Annotated in this window: 13 protein-coding genes and 2 tRNA genes; 8 read left to right on the plus strand and 7 right to left on the minus strand. The window is 40.2% G+C overall.

The genetic code is table 11. From position 1 onward, the window contains the following. The first annotated feature begins 374 nt into the window (after window positions 1-374). The gene (gene katG, locus RMB13_RS19940) at window positions 375-2,531 is read left to right on the plus strand and encodes a catalase/peroxidase HPI (protein ID WP_311086150.1); all 2,157 of its coding nucleotides are present in this window, start codon (window positions 375-377) and stop codon (window positions 2,529-2,531) included. Between the two features lie 74 nt (window positions 2,532-2,605). Here the strand turns inward: katG and RMB13_RS19945 are convergent, their stop codons facing one another. Continuing rightward, a complete protein-coding gene (locus RMB13_RS19945) occupies window positions 2,606-3,658 on the minus strand; it encodes an MBL fold metallo-hydrolase (RefSeq protein ID WP_005037058.1) in 1,053 nt (350 codons plus the stop codon). A 655-nt stretch (window positions 3,659-4,313) separates the two neighbouring features. Here RMB13_RS19945 and hcaR point away from each other — a divergent pair. Together hcaR and RMB13_RS19955 are read left to right on the plus strand one after the other, a co-directional pair. Beyond that, window positions 4,314-5,219, plus strand: coding sequence for a DNA-binding transcriptional regulator HcaR (hcaR, locus tag RMB13_RS19950; protein ID WP_005037060.1), 906 nt, complete (start codon window positions 4,314-4,316; stop codon window positions 5,217-5,219). Window positions 5,220-5,484: 265 nt separating this feature from the next. Beyond that, window positions 5,485-6,162, plus strand: coding sequence for a DUF1345 domain-containing protein (locus tag RMB13_RS19955; RefSeq protein WP_056483017.1), 678 nt, complete (start codon window positions 5,485-5,487; stop codon window positions 6,160-6,162). A 56-nt stretch (window positions 6,163-6,218) separates the two neighbouring features. On the opposite strand, the gene RMB13_RS19960 is transcribed toward RMB13_RS19955, so the two are convergent. From RMB13_RS19960 to RMB13_RS19975, 4 genes are all read right to left on the minus strand, one after another. Next, window positions 6,219-6,824: a glutathione S-transferase family protein gene (locus RMB13_RS19960; protein ID WP_311086151.1), complete on the minus strand. Its 606-nt coding sequence runs from the start codon at window positions 6,822-6,824 to the stop codon at window positions 6,219-6,221. Between the two features lie 49 nt (window positions 6,825-6,873). Further along, window positions 6,874-7,566 (minus strand): YafY family protein, encoded by a 693-nt coding sequence (locus RMB13_RS19965; RefSeq protein WP_311086152.1) that lies wholly within the window; start codon window positions 7,564-7,566, stop codon window positions 6,874-6,876. Window positions 7,567-7,638: 72 nt separating this feature from the next. Next, window positions 7,639-8,313, minus strand: a complete 675-nt coding sequence (locus tag RMB13_RS19970) for an HAD-IA family hydrolase (protein ID WP_205469948.1) — start codon at window positions 8,311-8,313, stop codon at window positions 7,639-7,641. After that, window positions 8,310-9,242 (minus strand): RluA family pseudouridine synthase, encoded by a 933-nt coding sequence (locus RMB13_RS19975; protein WP_003654686.1) that lies wholly within the window; start codon window positions 9,240-9,242, stop codon window positions 8,310-8,312. The genes RMB13_RS19970 and RMB13_RS19975 overlap by 4 nt, the downstream gene beginning before the upstream one ends. 721 nt (window positions 9,243-9,963) lie before the next feature. On the opposite strand from RMB13_RS19975, the gene RMB13_RS19980 reads away from it, so the two are divergent. From RMB13_RS19980 to RMB13_RS19995, 4 genes are all read left to right on the plus strand, one after another. Next, window positions 9,964-13,308, plus strand: a complete 3,345-nt coding sequence (locus RMB13_RS19980; RefSeq protein ID WP_311086153.1) for an Rne/Rng family ribonuclease — start codon at window positions 9,964-9,966, stop codon at window positions 13,306-13,308. Between the two features lie 191 nt (window positions 13,309-13,499). Further along, window positions 13,500-15,341 (plus strand): long-chain-acyl-CoA synthetase, encoded by a 1,842-nt coding sequence (locus tag RMB13_RS19985; protein ID WP_311086154.1) that lies wholly within the window; start codon window positions 13,500-13,502, stop codon window positions 15,339-15,341. Window positions 15,342-15,461: 120 nt separating this feature from the next. Beyond that, window positions 15,462-15,537, plus strand: a tRNA-Lys gene (locus tag RMB13_RS19990). A 21-nt stretch (window positions 15,538-15,558) separates the two neighbouring features. Then, window positions 15,559-15,634, plus strand: a tRNA-Lys gene (locus RMB13_RS19995). Between the two features lie 63 nt (window positions 15,635-15,697). On the opposite strand, the gene RMB13_RS20000 is transcribed toward RMB13_RS19995, so the two are convergent. Continuing rightward, entirely contained in the window at window positions 15,698-16,594 is an 897-nt protein-coding gene (locus RMB13_RS20000; protein WP_311086155.1) for a LysR family transcriptional regulator, read from the minus strand. 112 nt (window positions 16,595-16,706) lie between these two features. Here RMB13_RS20000 and RMB13_RS20005 point away from each other — a divergent pair, with 112 nt between their 5' ends. Then, on the plus strand, window positions 16,707-17,462 hold the full coding sequence (locus tag RMB13_RS20005; RefSeq protein WP_311086156.1) for an SDR family oxidoreductase: 756 nt from the start codon (window positions 16,707-16,709) through the stop codon (window positions 17,460-17,462). A gap of 45 nt (window positions 17,463-17,507) precedes the next feature. Here RMB13_RS20005 and hemW read toward each other — a convergent pair whose 3' ends face one another. Then, window positions 17,508-18,662, minus strand: a complete 1,155-nt coding sequence (gene hemW / locus RMB13_RS20010; protein WP_311086157.1) for a radical SAM family heme chaperone HemW — start codon at window positions 18,660-18,662, stop codon at window positions 17,508-17,510. Window positions 18,663-18,748: the final 86 nt, after the last annotated feature.

An 18,748-nucleotide genomic window follows, 5' to 3' on the forward strand; every position in this document is an offset into this window, starting at 1 on the left:
TAATCCATTTGAAAAATAAGAGTTCTACTTCTAGTATATTTAAAGAGCGTTATTAAAAGATCTTACGTTGTTCCAACAATTGAAGAGGTAATTCTATGCATCATTATTTACAGCCTTCAGCTTATTTTTCCTCTTGTTTTTTCACCTTCATACAGTAAATTGGAGGAATAACAATTAAAGGAATCTGATGCATTATTAAATAAAAAATAATGGGCTAACATCTCAGTGAAAAGAATTTTTAAACGGTTTCTCTCACCATTTGTTCACTCATTTCTTTATTTGATAAACATGAGTTTTTAACCCAGAAGTCCAGGAAAATGAGCCCTATTACTTTATCAAGAGCTCAATAATTATTACCCAGAGAGAATATAGCCATGTCAGACGAATCAAAATGTCCTTTTTCAGGTCATAACTCAAAACCGGAAGTAACAGTCGGTGGTGGTACGCCTAGTTTACATTGGTGGCCAAAACAATTACGCGTTGACTTGCTCAACCAACATTCAGAACGTTCTAATCCACTTGGTAAGGATTTTGATTACCGCGAAGAATTTAAAAAAATTGACTACTACGCACTCAAAGCTGATATCAAAAATGTGTTAACCGATTCCCAAGATTGGTGGCCAGCCGATTGGGGAAATTATACAGGCTTATTTATTCGTTTAGCATGGCATGCTGCTGGCACATATCGTATGGGCGATGGCCGTGGTGGCGCTGGTCGCGGCCAACAACGTTTTGCACCATTAAATAGTTGGCCTGACAATGCGAGCTTAGATAAAGCACGCCGCTTGCTATGGCCAGTTAAACAAAAATATGGTCAAAAAATATCGTGGGCAGATTTATTTATTCTTGCGGGTAACATTGCGCTTGAGTCTTCTGGCTTCCGCACCTTTGGTTTTGGTGCTGGTCGTGAAGATGTTTGGGAACCAGACAACGATGTAAACTGGGGCGATGAAAAAGAATGGTTAGCTCATCGAAACTCTGAAGCATTGGAAGGCAGCAATCTAGCTGCAACCGAAATGGGTCTAATTTATGTGAACCCTGAAGGTCCACAAGCCAGTGGCGATCCAAAATCGGCTGCACCATTTATTCGTGCGACTTTCGGCAACATGGCAATGGATGATGAAGAAATTGTCGCATTGATTGCTGGCGGTCATACCTTAGGTAAAACTCACGGTGCTGGCTCTGCTGACCATGTTCAGGCTGATCCTGAAGGAGCACCAATTGAACAAATGGGCTTTGGCTGGTCAAATAGCTTTGGCACAGGTGTTGGTAAAGACGCGATCACTTCTGGCTTAGAAGTTATTTGGTCGCAAACTCCAACACAATGGAGCAATTACTTCTTTGAAAACCTATTCAAATACGAGTGGGTACAAGAACGTTCACCTGCTGGTGCAATTCAATGGGTAGCAGCAGATGCTGAAGCGATCATCCCAGATCCATTCGATCCATCAATTAAACGTAAGCCAACAATGCTCACTACAGATTTGACCTTACGTTTTGATCCTGAGTTTGAAAAGATCTCCCGTCGCTTTCATAACGACCCACAAGCTTTCGCCAATGCTTTTGCCCGTGCATGGTTTAAATTAACTCACCGCGATATGGGTCCCAAAGCACGTTATTTAGGTCCAGAAATTCCTGCAGAGGACTTAATTTGGCAAGATCCATTACCGACTGCCAGCGCTATACCATCTCCTGCTAGCATTGCTGATGCTAAAGCAAAAATTGTTGCGCTGGGACTATCTGCTGGAGAGTTGGTTTCTCTTGGTTGGGCTTCAGCCTCAACTTTCCGTGGTGGAGACAAACGCGGTGGTGCAAACGGCGCCCGCATTGCTTTATCGCCACAACGTGATTGGGAAGTAAACCAAAAAGCGGTTGAGACTTTAACTAAAATTGAAGAGATCAAAGCATCAACTCAATTGTCATTGGCTGATTTAATTGTTCTCGCAGGTAACGTTGGTGTAGAGCAAGCTGCTCAAGCGGCAGGTTTCAATATTAGCATTCCATTTGCCTCTGGTCGTGTTGATGCTTTACAAAGTCAAACTGATGTCGAATCTTTCCAATTACTCCTCGGCCTTGCTGATGGTTTTAGAAATTGGAAAAAAGAGGGAGTTAATGCAGCAACTGAAGCATTATTAATTGATAAAGCACAGCAACTAACTTTGACTGCACCAGAGTTAACTGCATTGGTTGGTGGGTTACGCGTACTAGGTACCAACTGGGATGGTTCACAACACGGCGTATTCACTCAGCAAGTTGGTATACTCAGCACAGACTTCTTCACGAACCTACTCGACATGTCTACGGTGTGGGCACCTGTTGACTCATCAAACGAAGTATTTGAAGGCAAAGACCGTAAAACAGGTGCAGTAAAATTTACTGCAACACGTAATGACTTAGTCTTTGGTTCAAACTCAATCTTGCGTGCCTTAGCAGAAGTTTATGCTCAGGCAGATGGTAAAGAAAAATTTGTTCAAGACTTTGTAGCTGCATGGACTAAAGTCATGAATCTTGACCGTTTTGACTTAGCTTAATTTAGGTCAAAATAATAAAAAGCCAGTTCAATTTGAACTGGCTTTTTAAATTTAAATATAAAATTATCTAGGAGTTACACAGTTAATTTATGCCCTTCACGAATGCAATAAAAAGGATTCGCAAGCTTTGACGAAGCTTTAATTGCTTGTCCAAGAGCATGTTCTGGATCTTCACGACCTTCATCAGTCAACTGGAAAGTCCGATAATGAATCGCAATAGAACGATGGGCCTGTAAATCAAAATGTGCATGTAACGCATCTTGTGGATTCATGTGCACATAGCTCATCAAGGCACGTGGCTCATAAGCACCTATGGGAAGCAAAGCAACACGTGGCGCCCCATAACGTGCATGTATTTGTTTGAAATGCCCTGCATAACCAGTGTCCCCTGCAAAGAAACAATGACCTGTTTTAGCAACAACCGAAAAGCCTCCCCAGAGTGCTTTATTTTGGTCACGTAGACCACGGCCCGATCCATGCTGTGCAGGTGTATAGATTATTCTTAATTCGTGATAGGGAATTTCTTGCCACCAATCCATCTCAATCACATGAAATTCTTTTGGTAGATAAAAACCATTTCCCAAACCCGTATAAATCGGCATTGCAAATTTTTTATGCAACCAATCGAGTGTAGCCAAATCCATATGGTCATAGTGATTATGGCTGAGTAAAACACCATGAATAGTCGGTAATTGCTCTAACGCAAAACCCGCAGGGCATACACGGCGTGGTCCACGCCCATGTAAAGGGCTTGCGTAATCACACCATACTGGGTCAGTAATAAAGTTATAAGGTCCGATCTGAATTAAAACTGTAGCATGCCCAACAAACCAAACTTGCCAATCATCCAAATCTGCATGGGGTCGATTTTGAGGTAAAGCCACAGCTGTATTTATACGGGTTTCATATTCACTTTGAATATCAACATTCCATGTATAAGACTCACGAGTGGCTAACCAACGTAATAGCTCTTTTGAGCCTCTAGCCGGTAATTTAGGTTGCTGGTTATAAAAACGTGTATCTGATTCACGCCCTGACTCTGGATGATAAAAAGGAGGTTTTATCCATGTATGCGTCCAACAGGACTGAGTCGGCAATTGATATGTTAATGTCGGCTTGTCTTTCATGGGCTTTTCTATGCTTTAGCATCGGCAGAATGGATGTGTTCAGGTTTCTATCTTAACAATTAAAACAAATTAAGCTATGGCACTTACACTTATTTATCATATAAATATCCCTTTTATTGTGGTCACAGCCAACATAAGTTGAATTAGCTTGCCATAAAAAATGCATAGATGTGTTGAGTTTATGCATCGATAATTACCATTCTTATTAAGAGCACTTGTATAACATAACAATAAGTAAGCTACCGAAAGTAGTCATAGAACTACGGTGCTCCACTACCCTAGTCCTAATTTTTTCAGCCTAAAAAGTCTTCAACATATAGAGAAAAAATATTTAGTAACAATTCCAAATTAATAGTTCTGAGAAAAGTACATTTATAAATTTATTTTATTACTCCCCACTTTTGCATAATATGAGAATCAATCATATTAATATTTAAAACATTTAAATATTTCTTTGATTAAGTAAAGATAATGCATTTAACATCTAACAATTAATATATTTTATGAATTATTAAAACCCAGCTCCCCATATTAAATCCTTAATGAAAATTTAAATTCCATTTATTTTATAAATACCTAAAGTATCTTCACGCTATATCCCTTTATGCTTTATACTTCACATAAATCATAGTAAGACATTTTTTGGATTAGTCTTATGGAACTACGCCACCTCCGATATTTCATTACCGTTGCTGAAGAATTAAATTTTAGTAAAGCCGCTCTTAAACTTTTTACCGCACAACCCTCCCTTAGCCAACAGATTAAAGATTTAGAAGAAGATGTTGGTGTACGACTTTTAAATCGTACTAAACGTAAAGTTGAATTAACCGAAGAAGGCGTAGTATTTTTAGAACATGCTCGCCTAACCCTTGCTCAGGCTGAAAAAGCAGTTGCCATGGCAAGACAGGTTTCTAAGGCTAAACAGCAACTGTTGCGTATCGGTTTTGTCCCCATTGCAGAAATGAAAATTTTCCCTTACGTTCTCCCTAATCTGCGATTACAACACCCCGATCTCATCATTGAATTATCTAACCTAAACAATACTGAACAACTTAAAGCCTTAAAAAAAGGTGAGTTGGACATTACCTTTACCCGAGAAAATACAGATAGTGATGATATCCAAAGCCAATTTGTTTTGACTGAACCCCTGATTTTTTTACTTCCTAAAAATCACCCACTTACTCAATATGACCGAATTCCTGTCCATGCCTTACAAGGCGTTGATTTTATTATTCCTGCTGCCGAGCAGTCACAAACACTACATAACACTATTCTAGACTTTGCCAAAACTCACAATATTAACCTCAATATTGTTCAAAAAGCAGATAGCATGTTGTTTAATATTAACTCTCTTGGTTCTGGATTAGGTTGTACTATTTTACCTGCCTACGTTGCACCTTTAGGAATCAAAAATACGGTAGTCCGCCCGCTTGATATCGAGCTACCAACACTGGATTTATTCGTAAATTACCGTAAAAACTCACAGTCTTTAGGCGTCCAAAAGTTCATTGATCAACTCACTAAAGTATTTCATCTAGATAAAAACTTAACTCACACCTAATCAGAAAAGCTATATTTTATTTTTAAGTAGATGATTAATAAGAACACCTTTATAAAAAGTATAAGTAAATATTATTTTTATTTATTTTATACTTTTTATAAACATTTTAGCCCCTGCTTTTGTTCTATTTTATCTACTCGGCAAAGTAAATATCTCTTAAATACAATTGAAAATCTTGGAATAAAATCTATATAAAACTGGATATTATTTTCACCATTTAATAAAAAATAATATATTTACCATGTAGTAAAAGGAGATTAGGAAAATGGTTGCAGTATTTCAACATCTTGGACGTAGTGTACGAAACCGCCCTCACTTCTTTATTGCTTTATTCATTGGATTTATCACAGCAATGATTCTGACGTGGTTAACTTCATGGCAATGGTCAACGATTTTATTAGTCAGCTGGAATGCTTCTGTTAGCGTATATCTATTATATATTTTGCAACTTATGAAAAGTTGCGATCATTCAAAAATGCAACAGCAAGCCAAAAAACAAGATGAAAGCAAATGGGTCATTATGCTGATTGTTTTATTGGCCTTAGCCATGTGTTTAGTGGCTATTCTAATCCAACTCTCACAGCTTCCTTCTGAGAGTTCTGCAAAGCTAGGGCATGTAGCTTTAGCTTTATTAACAATTGTTTCTGCATGGCTATTTATGCATAGCGTTTTTGCCCTACATTACGCACATGATTTCTATATGGCTTTGTCTAGAAATGAAGAAAATGGCGGTTTAGATTTTCCCGGAACAGAACATCCAACTTATCCCGACTTTTTATACTTTAGTTATATTATTGGTACCTCTGCTCAAACTGCCGATGTTTCGATTACCACCAAACATATGCGGCTTTTAAATTTATTTCACGCCGTGTTGTCATTTGGTTTTAACACCACAATTTTAGCAATTTGTATTAACGTTGCTGCTGGCTTTCTTACCAACTAACTTCTTATTTATAAAAACAAAAAGTCATCCGTTTGGATGACTTTTTACTTAAAAGCTTAGCTGGAGAAAACCGCACCTAACGCTTGCAAACTTTCACGCTGCTTAATTGCTTCAACATAGCGTGTAATGGCTGGATGTGATTCAATCACACCCATTTTCAATTGCCATAAAAGCATTGCTCCAACACTTACATCTGCTGCGGTAAATTGTTCGCCACACACATACGGATTTGCTTCACTCAAGCCTTGCACTAAAGCTTGGTAAGCATCGTTATAATCACCATAGCCCACAAACATTTTTTGCTCAGGGGATACCTCTATTCCAAGGGCTTTATCAACACCTGCAGCTTCCCATGGACCTGCCATCACAAATAACCAGCGATAGTACAAACCACGTTTAGGATCATCTAATGCCGGAGCCAGCCCCTTGTCGAAAAATTTATCAGCCAGATAAGCACAGATCGCGCCTAGCTCATAAATCACGACATCGCCATCCACCAATACTGGCACTTTTCCAAAAGGGTTAATTTTTAAATATTCTGGTGATTTCATTTCGGTCTTGTATGCAACTTCAATACGTTCACACTCAACACCTAATTCGGCTAAAAGCCAGTCGATCACAACACCACGCGACTCTTTGTTAGTATAAAGTTTAAGGCTCATTTTTATGGCTCCTTGTTTATCGTGGGTCCTAGTCTACAAAACCTCTTTGTCAGTTTTTGTCAGTAGTCTGCGATTCTTGTGCCCACCACTGCTGAAATAGTTGTTGCTTAAATGATGGGTATAATTCTTGGCTTAAACTCAGCTGTTGAATACGATCGAGTCGAAAATGTCGAAAATCCTGCCTGAGTTCACACCATGCAGCCAATACAATTTTGTCATTAAAATATCCCAAGGCAAAAGGCCACAAGGTTCGAACACTACTTCGTTGCTGCTCATCATGATAATGCATCGAAATTTTGACTTGCTGCCGAATAGCTAAACGCACCTGTTCAACTCGATTTTCATCTACAGGCAGCCATGTATTAAACGCTCTTAAAGTCGTTTGCTGTAATAAATATTGCCGATGTTCAGGTAAAACAGAATTCAATTTAGCTAATACTGCTGTAGATGCCGATTGTAATGATTGATCTGGCACACTCTTCAACCAATACAATGCTAAAAAAATAGCTTCAACTTCATTTTCATTGAGCGTCATTGGTGGTAGTACAATATCTTCTTTAAGCTGAAAACCGATACCTGCCGATGCCTCAATTTCTACACCCTGCTCACGTAAACTATCAATATCCCGATAGATACTTCGCACACTAATTCCCATACGCTCAGCGAGAACTTGCGCAGTGACTGGGTAACGGGCTTCACGGAGTTGTTGCAAAAGATTTAATAGGCGAATAGAACGGCTCATATCTCTCTTCTTATTGTTTTATTTAACTTTAATTCAGGGGGAATCAATTCCCCCTTTTTGTATTATTCTAAATTAAGCCACATCTATTGTAGGTAACTGAGCATAACCTTTTAAAAAGTTATGAAGTTCCTGAACATCCTTGGCAATCGTTAAAGGCTGGAATTGTTGCAGCACTTCAATCGAATGAACTCCATAACCAACACCAATTCGTGGCATGTTTAAACGCTGGGCCATCTCAAGGTCATAGCTACTATCACCAATCATGACCGCACGTTCAACACTCACCCCAGTGACTGTTAAGATTTCTTGCAACATAAGTGGATCTGGTTTTGATCGGGTTTCATTGGCTGCTCGAGTCACATCAAAAAGATGAGTACTTTGTGTTTTTGCGATTACACGATCTAACCCACGACGGTTTTTACCCGTTGCGACTGCAAGTTTTAAACCTTGAGCTTTTAAGTCATGTAAGAGTTCAGCAACACCATCGAACCATGCATCATTTGTAGAGTTCGCAATATAGTGATCGCCATACGCTTTTAAAATTGAATCATGCAACTCAGGTGCTTCTGGGAATAAGGTTTGCATGACTTCAGGCAAGCCTAAACCAATAATACTTTTTGCTGCTTCATCGGTTAAAGACAATTCATGCTGCTCTGCGGCATGTTGTAAGCTCGCAACAATCTGTCCAACAGAATTATATAAAGTCCCATCCCAGTCAAAAATAACTAATTCGGTTTTTAGACTCATTTTGCCACTCTCAAAGCCTTTAATAACTGGGTCATATCTTCTGGTAACGGTGCTTCAATCGGTGGATAACCTGGAATGTCTAAACGCATCGCATGTAAGCATAGACGACGTGCTTCAGGGCCAGTGTACGCAGTAGTGTGCCCATATTTATCATCGCCAATCAACGGGTGTCCAATGCTTAAACCATGCACACGGATCTGATGAGTACGACCTGACAAAGGTGACGCATGGATTAATGTTGCATTTTTAAAGCGCTCTGCTACAACCCATTCAGTTTTACTTGGTTTGCCATCTTTAGTCACACGTACACGACGCTCGCCATTTGCCAGTTCATATCGCAATAAAGGCGCATCAATCAGTTGTTTATCTAGGCTCACTTGACCTTTAACAATCGCAGCATAGGTCTTACGAATTTTGTGCTCACGCAACATATCTTGTAGTAGTTTTAAAGTGCTACGTTTTTTACTAATCATGACCAGACCTGAAGTATCACGGTCAATACGATGAATAAGTTCTAAATATTTTTTGCCAGTCGCTGCGCGTAATGCCTCAATCAAACCATATGCCATACCACTGCCACCATGGACAGCAATACCTGAAGGCTTATTAACAACTAATAGACCTTCATCTTCATAGACGATACGGCTTAATAAGCTTTGTGCTACATTGTCACTAACAGGAGCGGTTGTTTCATCTTTTTGTTCATAACGAATTGGAGCAACACGAATCTGATCGCCAATCTCAAGTTTAGTCTCAGCTTTAACACGTTTTTTATTTACTCGAACCTGACTTTCACGAATCAAACGATAAATACGACTTTTAGGTACACCTTTTAAACGCGAGAACAGGAAATTATCAATTCGCTGTCCTGCTTGATGTTCATCCACCTCAAACCAAGTGACACTTTGCCATTGCTGTGTAGAATTCATACTAATATTTAAACCTGAAATTTTGCTAAATTTGATTAATAAATGACCGTTTAGCTTAGTTTTTTCACAAGAAATCTAAGCTTAGCCCATAGGCAGATGCTGCAAGGTTTGATATAGTCAGCGCACGGATACCGCCGTAAGTGAACATCTAATAGGGAATTTCCCTGATTGAAACCTCAATCAAAATGATGCTTTCACCATCAGCTCGGATAGGTCCTAAAGAATTATGCCGACGCCGAAGGCTTATTATATCGGCAAAATGACAAACTGTTGCGTTTAATTCAGTTTGTTCAAAAAAATATGTTACCAACTCTAGTTGGTTATGGAACGTAAACTGATACACATCAGACAAATCGCTCCTTAATGTTGCCTTCAGGCTAAAGCGTTGATGCATTGGAACTGCCGAAAGCACCGATACGATGAACATTCCGTATCAAACTTCTAAAAAGAAGTCACTTCGCGCACAATGACAGTGAAAGTCATTAACCAATGTACCGCTCACCCGCCAGTGAAGCACTAAGGAAGTCCGATTTAAAGGTTGAAGCAGTATTGCCTACATCACAGACGAGAATCGAAGTTCAGGCTAAATGTAGCCGGTAACAGATGACTCAGACCACAAATATTTTGAGATCTGGGAAATGATCCGTCATGTTCGATGTTCGTTCAGAACCTTTAAGTTTGTGCGATATGTTTGTGTGGGTCACTATTAGGTGTCACACCCATGAAACGTATGTTGATTAATGCAACTCACGCAGAAGAAGTCCGCGTTGCACTTATCACTGGTAATCGTCTTTACGATTTTGATTTAGAAAATCGTACCCGAGAACAGAAAAAATCCAATATCTATAAAGGCCATGTCACCCGCGTAGAACCTTCTTTAGAAGCTGTGTTTGTTGAATATGGCGCAGGTCGTCAAGGCTTCTTGTCTATGCGTGAAATTGCGAACAGCTATTTCCAAGCAGACCCGCGACAAACTTCAAACATTCGTGAACTCATCACTGAAGGTACTGAATTACTTGTTCAGGTTGAAAAAGAAGAACGTGGTAACAAAGGCGCTGCCCTTTCTACATTCATTTCACTTGCAGGACGTTATTTGGTTCTTATGCCAAACAACCCGAAAGGCGGTGGTATTAGCCGTCAAATTTCAGGTTCTGTACGTGAAGAATTAAAAGAAATTTTAGCTTCTTTAAATTTACCTCGCGGCATGAGTGTTATTGTGCGTACCGCAGGTATTGGCCGTACTCAAGAAGAATTACAGTTAGATTTACAGCATTTGCTTGACCTTTGGGCACAAATCCAAGGCACAGCAAGTTCTGGCCCGTCTCCAATGCTTGTTCACCAAGAAGCTGGTGTAGTAACTCGCGCTATCCGCGATTACTTACGTGATGACGTTGCAGAAATTTTAATTGATAGCGAACAAGCCTATAACGAAGCTTATAACTTTGTTAAAGCAGTAATGCCTCGTCAATTAGACAAACTTAAAACTTATACTTTAAACGAGCCATTGTTTGCTCATTTTGGTATTGAAAGCCAAATTCAAACTGCTTACGAGCGTGAAGTAAAACTTCCTTCTGGTGGTTCAATCGTAATTGACCAGACCGAAGCTTTAGTTTCAATCGACATTAACTCTGCGAAATCGACTCGTGGACATGACGTTGAAGAAACTGCGCTTAATACAAATTTAGAAGCAGCAGAAGAAATTGCTCGCCAACTTCGTCTTCGTGACATTGGCGGTTTAGTTGTGATCGACTTTATTGACATGACTAAAGAACGCAACCAACGCATGGTTGAAGCAAAACTTCGTGAAGCAACACAAAGCGACCGTGCGCGCATCCAGTTTGGCCAATTATCTCGTTTTGGCTTAATGGAAATGAGCCGTCAACGCTTACGTCCATCACTTGAAGAAGCAACTGGATATGTTTGCCCACGCTGTCATGGCACAGGTATGGTCCGTGACTTACGCTCACTTTCGCTTTCAATTATGCGTAAAGTAGAAGAAATTGCACTTCGTGAACGTCATGGTGAAGTACAAGTAGAAGTTCCTGTTGAAATTGCAGCGTTCTTACTCAATGAAAAACGCCATAGCCTTGTTTATTTAGAACAAACTTCTAGTGTTCGTGTGACTATTTTACCTCACCCACACTTAGAAACACCTCATTATGAAATTCAGTACAATCCAGATGGATTTGCACCATCTAGCTATGAACGTACTGAAGCAACTCGTTCAAGTGAGAAAGAGTTAGGTTATGAATCTTCTGAATGGCATTTAGAAGAAGCAGATCATGGCCATGCTCATGCAGCTCCTGCTGCAAATAACACAGCCGGTCAAAAGAAAGTAAATCAACCAGCTCAACCTTCTGCTGCTCAACCAAGCACTCAAAAAGCAGCGAGCCCTTGTGCATGGTTAGAGAACCTTTTTGTTCAAAAACAAGCTAAAACTGTTGACCAATCTCGTTCGGCACAGAACGCTGCTGCGTCAATTGAACAAATGGTGAATACTGGCGCTGTAAGCCGTGGCCAGTTTGGACAAGTCGTAGTACCAGCAGTTGCTGAAGTTGTTTCGGCGCCATCTAACAATGCTTATATTTCGCAATCTCCTGCTAAACAGGAAGTTCGTGAGAATGTTGAAAAAGACGAGAAAGTACAACAACGTCCAAACAACAAAAAACGTAAGCACAAAGAGCAACGTGAACAACATCACCATACTCAAGAGCCACAACAACAGCAGCAACAACCACAACAGGTTCATGAAGAAGTTGTACAGTTATCACGTCAAGAACAACGTGAGTTAAAACGTCAACAAAAACGTCCGCACCCTGATCAGCCACATCCACAACATCAAAATGATGGACAACAAACTGAAAATGCCGTGCCGCGTCGTGACCGTAATAATCAACAACGTCCGAACCGTCCAAATCGCCACCGCGATCCAAGCGTATTAAATGAAAATCAAAATGCGCCGGCACCAATAGTTGTTGATGAGAAACAAATTAAGGTTGATTTGATTGATGCACCAAAGCACGAAGTCATGAATACAGCCTTAGTGATCAATGTTGATCAGGCACAAAGCGAAATTATCGCTTTAACTCCTGAGCAGCCTGTTAAACGTACTGAAACAGCACCTGTTGTTGAAGTCGTTCAAGAGCCAGCTCCAGCACCTGTTGCTGTTGTAGAAGAGACAGTAACTGCTGAAGCAGAAGAAATTACTCCTCCTCCAGCACACAACAAAAATCAACCGCAAATTCAACGTGCGAGTAATGATCCTCGTATGCGTCGCCGTGAACAACGCAACGCAAAACGTGCCAAAGCTGCGGTACCGTCTATTGCCCCATCGCAAATTCCAACTTTGGCGCAATACACAATTGGTAGCTTGATTCGTCATGTTTATGGTGAAGACTGCACAGTATTGATTGAACAGTTTGGTTTAGTTCCAACGTTTAATCGTGCATTGCTAAAATTTGCAGAACAGTACGCAAGTACTCTAGTAACAGAAGTCGCGTCTGATGCTGAAGACAAGAAGCCTGTTACTCGTGATGCAGAGCTTCCAAGCAACAAACCGTCACAAGAAGCAGAGCCTGCGCCTGTACTTGCATTGACGCCACAAAAAGAGTCGACACCACGTGTTGCTAATGATCCACGTGAACGTCGTCGTTTAGCAAAACTTGCTGCTGAACAAGCTTTTGAGCAAGTTAAACAACAACACTCTGCACCAGAAGAAGCTGCTCCTGTAGCTCCGGTTGTTGAAGAAACTGTTGTTGCTCCTGTTGCTGAAACGCAAGCACCTGTTGAGTCAAAACAACAACCGCTTGAGCTTGATCAGGTGGCTGAAGTAGCGCAAAGTGAAACAAACGCAGAAGAAGCACCAGCTGTAACTGTGGTTGAAGCTCCGGCTGTGAAACAACCGAGAGCAAAAGCCAAAGCAGCCACTGAACAAGCTGTAGCACCAGTAGAAGCTAATGCAGAGGTTGAATCAGAAGATTCTAAGGCAGATCTGGACAAACCAAATCGCCCTCCTCGTCGTCCTCGTGGTCGTCCACCAAAGAAAGCAAATCCTGTAGCTGAGTAAATCATTTGCTCAATTGCAGCTAATTTAAACAAACCTAGTCATTTCGATGACTAGGTTTTTTTTGTTATTTTTAACCAATTAGGTTGATTGCACTAGAAGAAAAGTTTTAAAAGCATGGTGAACCATGAAAAATACTGTACTTTTGCCAACGCAACCTTTTTTGGATTGATCGAAAAATAAATAGGATTGATATGAGCCAGACAACACAGACCGATATCATTACGCTTGGTGATGTTGCAACAAGACTTCCTAGCTTCATCCCCAAAGTACCCCATATCCTGAATGGTCTTAAACAGGCTTACTTAAGAACAGCAAATACACCAACGGGATTAGGTGTAGCTTTTGAAAAAGCTGTTAAGCGAAATCCGCAAGGTATTGCATTATTATTTGAAGATCAAAGTTATTCTTATGAAGCTTTAAATGAATGGGCTAACCAGATTTCTCACTATTATCTATCTCTCGAGGCGCGTAAAGGTGACGTGATTGCCGTAATGGTTGAGAACCGTTCTGAGCTTATTGCCACGATTGTAGGTTTAGCTAAAATCGGAGTAACTATTGCGCTGGTTAACACTTCACAAGTCGGTAAAGTACTCTCTCATAGCATTAACCTTGTAAAGCCAATTGCTTTAATTGCTGGGGAAGAAGTTCGAACTGCAATTGATGAAATCCGTCAGGACCTAAATGTTCCTAAAGATCGTTTCCATTGGTTTGCAGATCAAGCTACACGTCAAGATCAGGGAACAGCGCCTCAAGGTTATGCCAATCTTGCAAAAGAAATTGATCAGTTTCCAAAATTTAATCCATCAACCACAAATTCTGTTCATGGAAATGATGGTCTATTTTATATTTACACATCTGGCACAACAGGTTTACCAAAAGCTGTTGTTTTCAAACATAGTCGCTGGACGCTGGCATATGGCACCTATGGGCACATTTTGAACCTTGGTCCAGATGATGTGATGTATGTAACCTTACCGCTTTACCATGCAACAGGTGTGGTTGTGTGTTGGTGTGGGGTGATTGCAGGAAGTTCTACCCTTGCAATTCGACGTAAATATTCAACCAGTGCGTTCTGGAAAGATGTTCAGAAATTTAATGCCTCTGCAATTGGATATGTTGGAGAGCTTTGCCGCTATTTAATGGATGCCCCTACTACAGAAATTGACCGTGCCCACCGCGTAACCAAAATGATCGGCAATGGCATGCGTCCAAATATCTGGGATAAATTCAAACAACGCTTTGGTGTCCAAGAAGTTCTTGAGCTTTATGCATCAAGTGAGGGTAATGTCGGGTTTAGTAATATTTTTAACTTTGACAACACAGTCGGCTTCTCTCCTATGCCATACGCGGTCATTCAGTTTGATAAAGAAAAGAATGAGCCTGTACGCGATAAAAATGGCTGGTGTAAAAAAGTTAAAGCAGGTGAAGTGGGTTTGCTTGTAGGCAAAATTACCAGTCGCTTTCCTTTCGATGGTTATACCGATCCTGAAAAGAATAAATCTGTGATTATGCAAGATATCTTTAAAAAAGGTGATTCATATTTTAATACAGGTGATCTTGTCCGTAACATTGGTTTCCGTCATGCTCAATTTGTTGACCGCTTAGGAGATACCTTCCGCTGGAAAGGCGAAAATGTATCTACGACTGAAGTTGAGAACATGGTTTGTGAATACGACAAGATCGCTGAAGCAGTGGTCTATGGTGTAGAAATTCCAAATACCAATGGTCGTGCTGGTATGGCAGCAATCACACTTGCTGATGGTGCTGAGTTAAATGAGTCTGATTTAACAGAAATGGTAACGATATTTAAAAAATGCCTACCGGCTTACGCAGTACCCGTGTTTTTACGTGTGCAGGCTAAAGTTGAAACAACAGGTACTTTTAAATATCAAAAGAATAAATTGAAGGAAGATTCGTTTAATCCAGGCAAAACTTCTGAACGTTTACTCGCTTTATTACCTGGTGCGAACAGTTATTGTGACGTCACAACTGAAATTTTTGACAACATTCAGGCATATAAATACCGTTTTTAGTTCATTTTTTAGCTAAACAAGAGGAAATCGTGCTTTTTATAGGCAATCATGCAAATGTTTTTGATTTACCTCTTGTGTTAGTTGAATAACTTGCTAAAATACGCGACATCAAAACGATACGGGTCGTTAGCTCAGTTGGTAGAGCAGCGGACTTTTAATCCGTTGGTCCCGCGTTCGAGTCGCGGACGACCCACCACTTATCTGTTTTGACCTATTTGGGTCGTTAGCTCAGCTGGTAGAGCAGCGGACTTTTAATCCGTTGGTCCCGCGTTCGAATCGCGGACGACCCACCAAATTCTAAAAAGCCTCTCACTGCGAGAGGCTTTTTTTATTGTTATCTTATTTTAATTTCATGACTAAAAGATGACGATACATTTCTTATATAAAACCTCTTTAACCCATTCCATAAAAATTTCTAACCGTTTAGGAATATAACTTCGGTTCGGATATAAAATATTAAGTGGCAAAGATTGAGCAGTATATGCACTTAGCACTTCAACTAGAGTTCCTTGCTCAATTTTATCCTGAACATCATAGTAAGGTAGTTGAATAATTCCTAAACCGGCACAAGCTGCTGCAATATAAGCTTCTGTATTATTTACACTCAACGCACTGTCCATCATCACTGTTCGATCTTGATATAAAAATACACCCTGTTTTTCCCCTACCGCTCCTGCGTAGTTAATGAGTTTGTGTTGAGATAGATCTTCTAATTGTTCAGGAATACCATAATGTTCCAGATAATCGGGACTTGCACAGTTCACCATAATCAAGTTGCCAACGAATTTCGCGATCAAACTACTATTGTCTAGCTGCCCCACCCGAACAACACAATCAATCCCTTTCTCGATCAAGTCAGTGATGTCATCAGAGCTATTCAGTTGTAAATGGATATCTGGATAGCGGCTATAAAAATCGGGAAGTTCTGGAATAATGACTTGATGCACTATTCGGCTGGGCATTGAAACTTTTAGTGTGCCACGGTAATGCTGCTTTTGCGCCTGTATAAGTTGTTCTAATTGCTCATAATCAAATAATAGATTTTGACATTCGGGCAATATCCTTTGCCCATCTTGCGTAAGACTTACCTTACGGGTGGTGCGATGAAATAGCCGAACACCATAGTGAGTTTCCAACTGTTGAATAGCACTGGTCACTGTCGAGCGAGGTAAATCGAGCTGATTTGCCACTTCACTAAAGCTTTGTCGTTTAGCGACTTCCGTAAAAATAAAAAACTGCTGCAACCGATCCATTTAATTGTTCGTATTTTCTGAATAGTTAAACCAAACTAGCATAATTGATCAAAAATTACCGCCAATCTAGACTAAAAACACATTAGAACAAGTCATCATAGGAACAATCATCATGGCAACTCATACTCTTAAAGATAAAATTGTACTGATTACAGGCGGTGCAAAAAACTTAGGTGGACTCATTAGCCGTAAATTTGCAGAACAAGGTGCAAAAATCGCAATTCACTACAATAGTTCGGAAACTCAAGCTGATGCAGAGCAGACGCTCGCAGATGTAACAGCTTTAGGCGTAGATGCCGTTTTAATTCAGGCAGACTTAACGCATATTGATAATATCGAAAAGCTCTTCTTAGACACCAAACAGCATTTTGGTGGAATTGATATTGCTATTAATACGGTTGGTAAGGTTTTGAAAAAATCCTTCTTGGAAACCACAGAACAAGAGTTTGATAGTATGAGCGATATCAACTCAAAAATTGCCTATTTCTTTATTCAGTCGGCTGGTCGGCATTTAAATGACGGCGGAAAAATCTGCTCAATCGTTACTTCGCTTCTTGCAGCTTACACTGGGTTGTACTCAACCTATGAAGGCTTAAAAGCGCCTGTTGAGCATTACACCCGCGCTGCATCAAAAGAATTTGGAGACCGTCAGATTTCTGTGACTGCTGTTGCACCTGGACCTATGGATACACCGTTCTTTTATGGTCAGGAATCTACCGAAGCAGTGGCTTATCATAAATCAGCTTCAGCTTTAGGCGGGCTTACTAAAATTGAAGATATTGAGCCATTAGTTCGCTTTTTAGTGACCGACGGTTGGTGGATTACTGGTCAAACTATTTTTGCAAATGGTGGTTATACCACTCGCTAAAATAAAAAAAGCCGCATCTGATGATGCGGCTTTTACTTTGCTTCATTATAAAAACTCTTCAAGCACCGAATTTAAGAAAATATGGCCTTGCTCTGTACAAGCTAAACGGGAAACATCATCTACCAGTAGTTTTCTAGCTCGTAGCGACGTTAGCACATCATTTAGGCCATCCAAGCTTAAACCTGTACGCTGTTCATATAACTCAGCTTTGACACCATCATTTAAACGCAAAGCATTCATCATAAACTCGAATGGTAGCTCTTCTGCCTCAATCTTTTTCATTTGCAAATGTTCAGCTGGAACCTTGGCTAAATAGTCTTTCGGCAAACGAGTTTTTTGGAAACGATAGACTCCATCTGGTCGTGTAACTTTGCCATGTGCACCTGCACCAATCGCAAGATAATCGCCAAATTCCCAATAATTTAAGTTGTGTGTTGAAGGCAACTCTTTACGCCATGCCGAAACTTCATAGTTTATAAAACCATTTGCCTTAAGATATGCCTCACCCTGCTCTTGAATGTCTTCTAGCATTTCATCCTGCGGTAGAACAGGTTGGGTACGAAAGAAAACAGTATTAGGTTCAATGGTGAGTTGATACCAACTAATATGAGTTGCGCCACTTTCTACAGCAAGCTTGAGATCATAGAGCGCTTGTTCTAGTGTTTGCTCAGGCAAACCATGCATTAAGTCGACATTAACTCGCTTAAAGCCAGCTTGCTTTGCTTGTTGAATCGCTTCAATTGCATTATTTGCAGAATGAATACGTCCAAGCTTTTGCAAATGATCAGTATCAAAGCTCTGAACACCTATCGATAAGCGGTTAATGCCTGCCTCTAAATACCCTGCAAATGGGTCATGCTCTACCGTTCCCGGATTTGCCTCTAAGGTAATTTCGCAGCCATCTTCAAACTTAAGCAATGACTTAAGTTCTGCAAATAACAATACATAGCCCTGTGCCGAAATCAGTGAAGGAGTCCCTCCACCAATAAACACACTATGAATTGGACGTCCCTGTGCCATCTCGAGTTGAGTTTCAAAGTCAGCTACCAACGCTTTTAAATAGGTTTGCTCGAGTTCTGAAGAAAGTGCTCCATCTGGTACGGCATGCGAGTTGAAGTCACAATATGGACATTTACGCACACACCAAGGCATGTGGATATATAAAGATAAAGGGATAGAAGCAGGGTTTAATACAGCCAAGGAACAGGTCCAATTTACACAATATTTCTATTTTAACATGACTGCATCAATGGGCTTATGAAAACATACCTTAATTGCTTTAGACT

The sequence above is a fragment of the Acinetobacter sp. V102_4 genome, from assembly GCF_031799005.1.
Taxonomy (GTDB): Bacteria; Pseudomonadota; Gammaproteobacteria; order Pseudomonadales; family Moraxellaceae; genus Acinetobacter; species Acinetobacter calcoaceticus.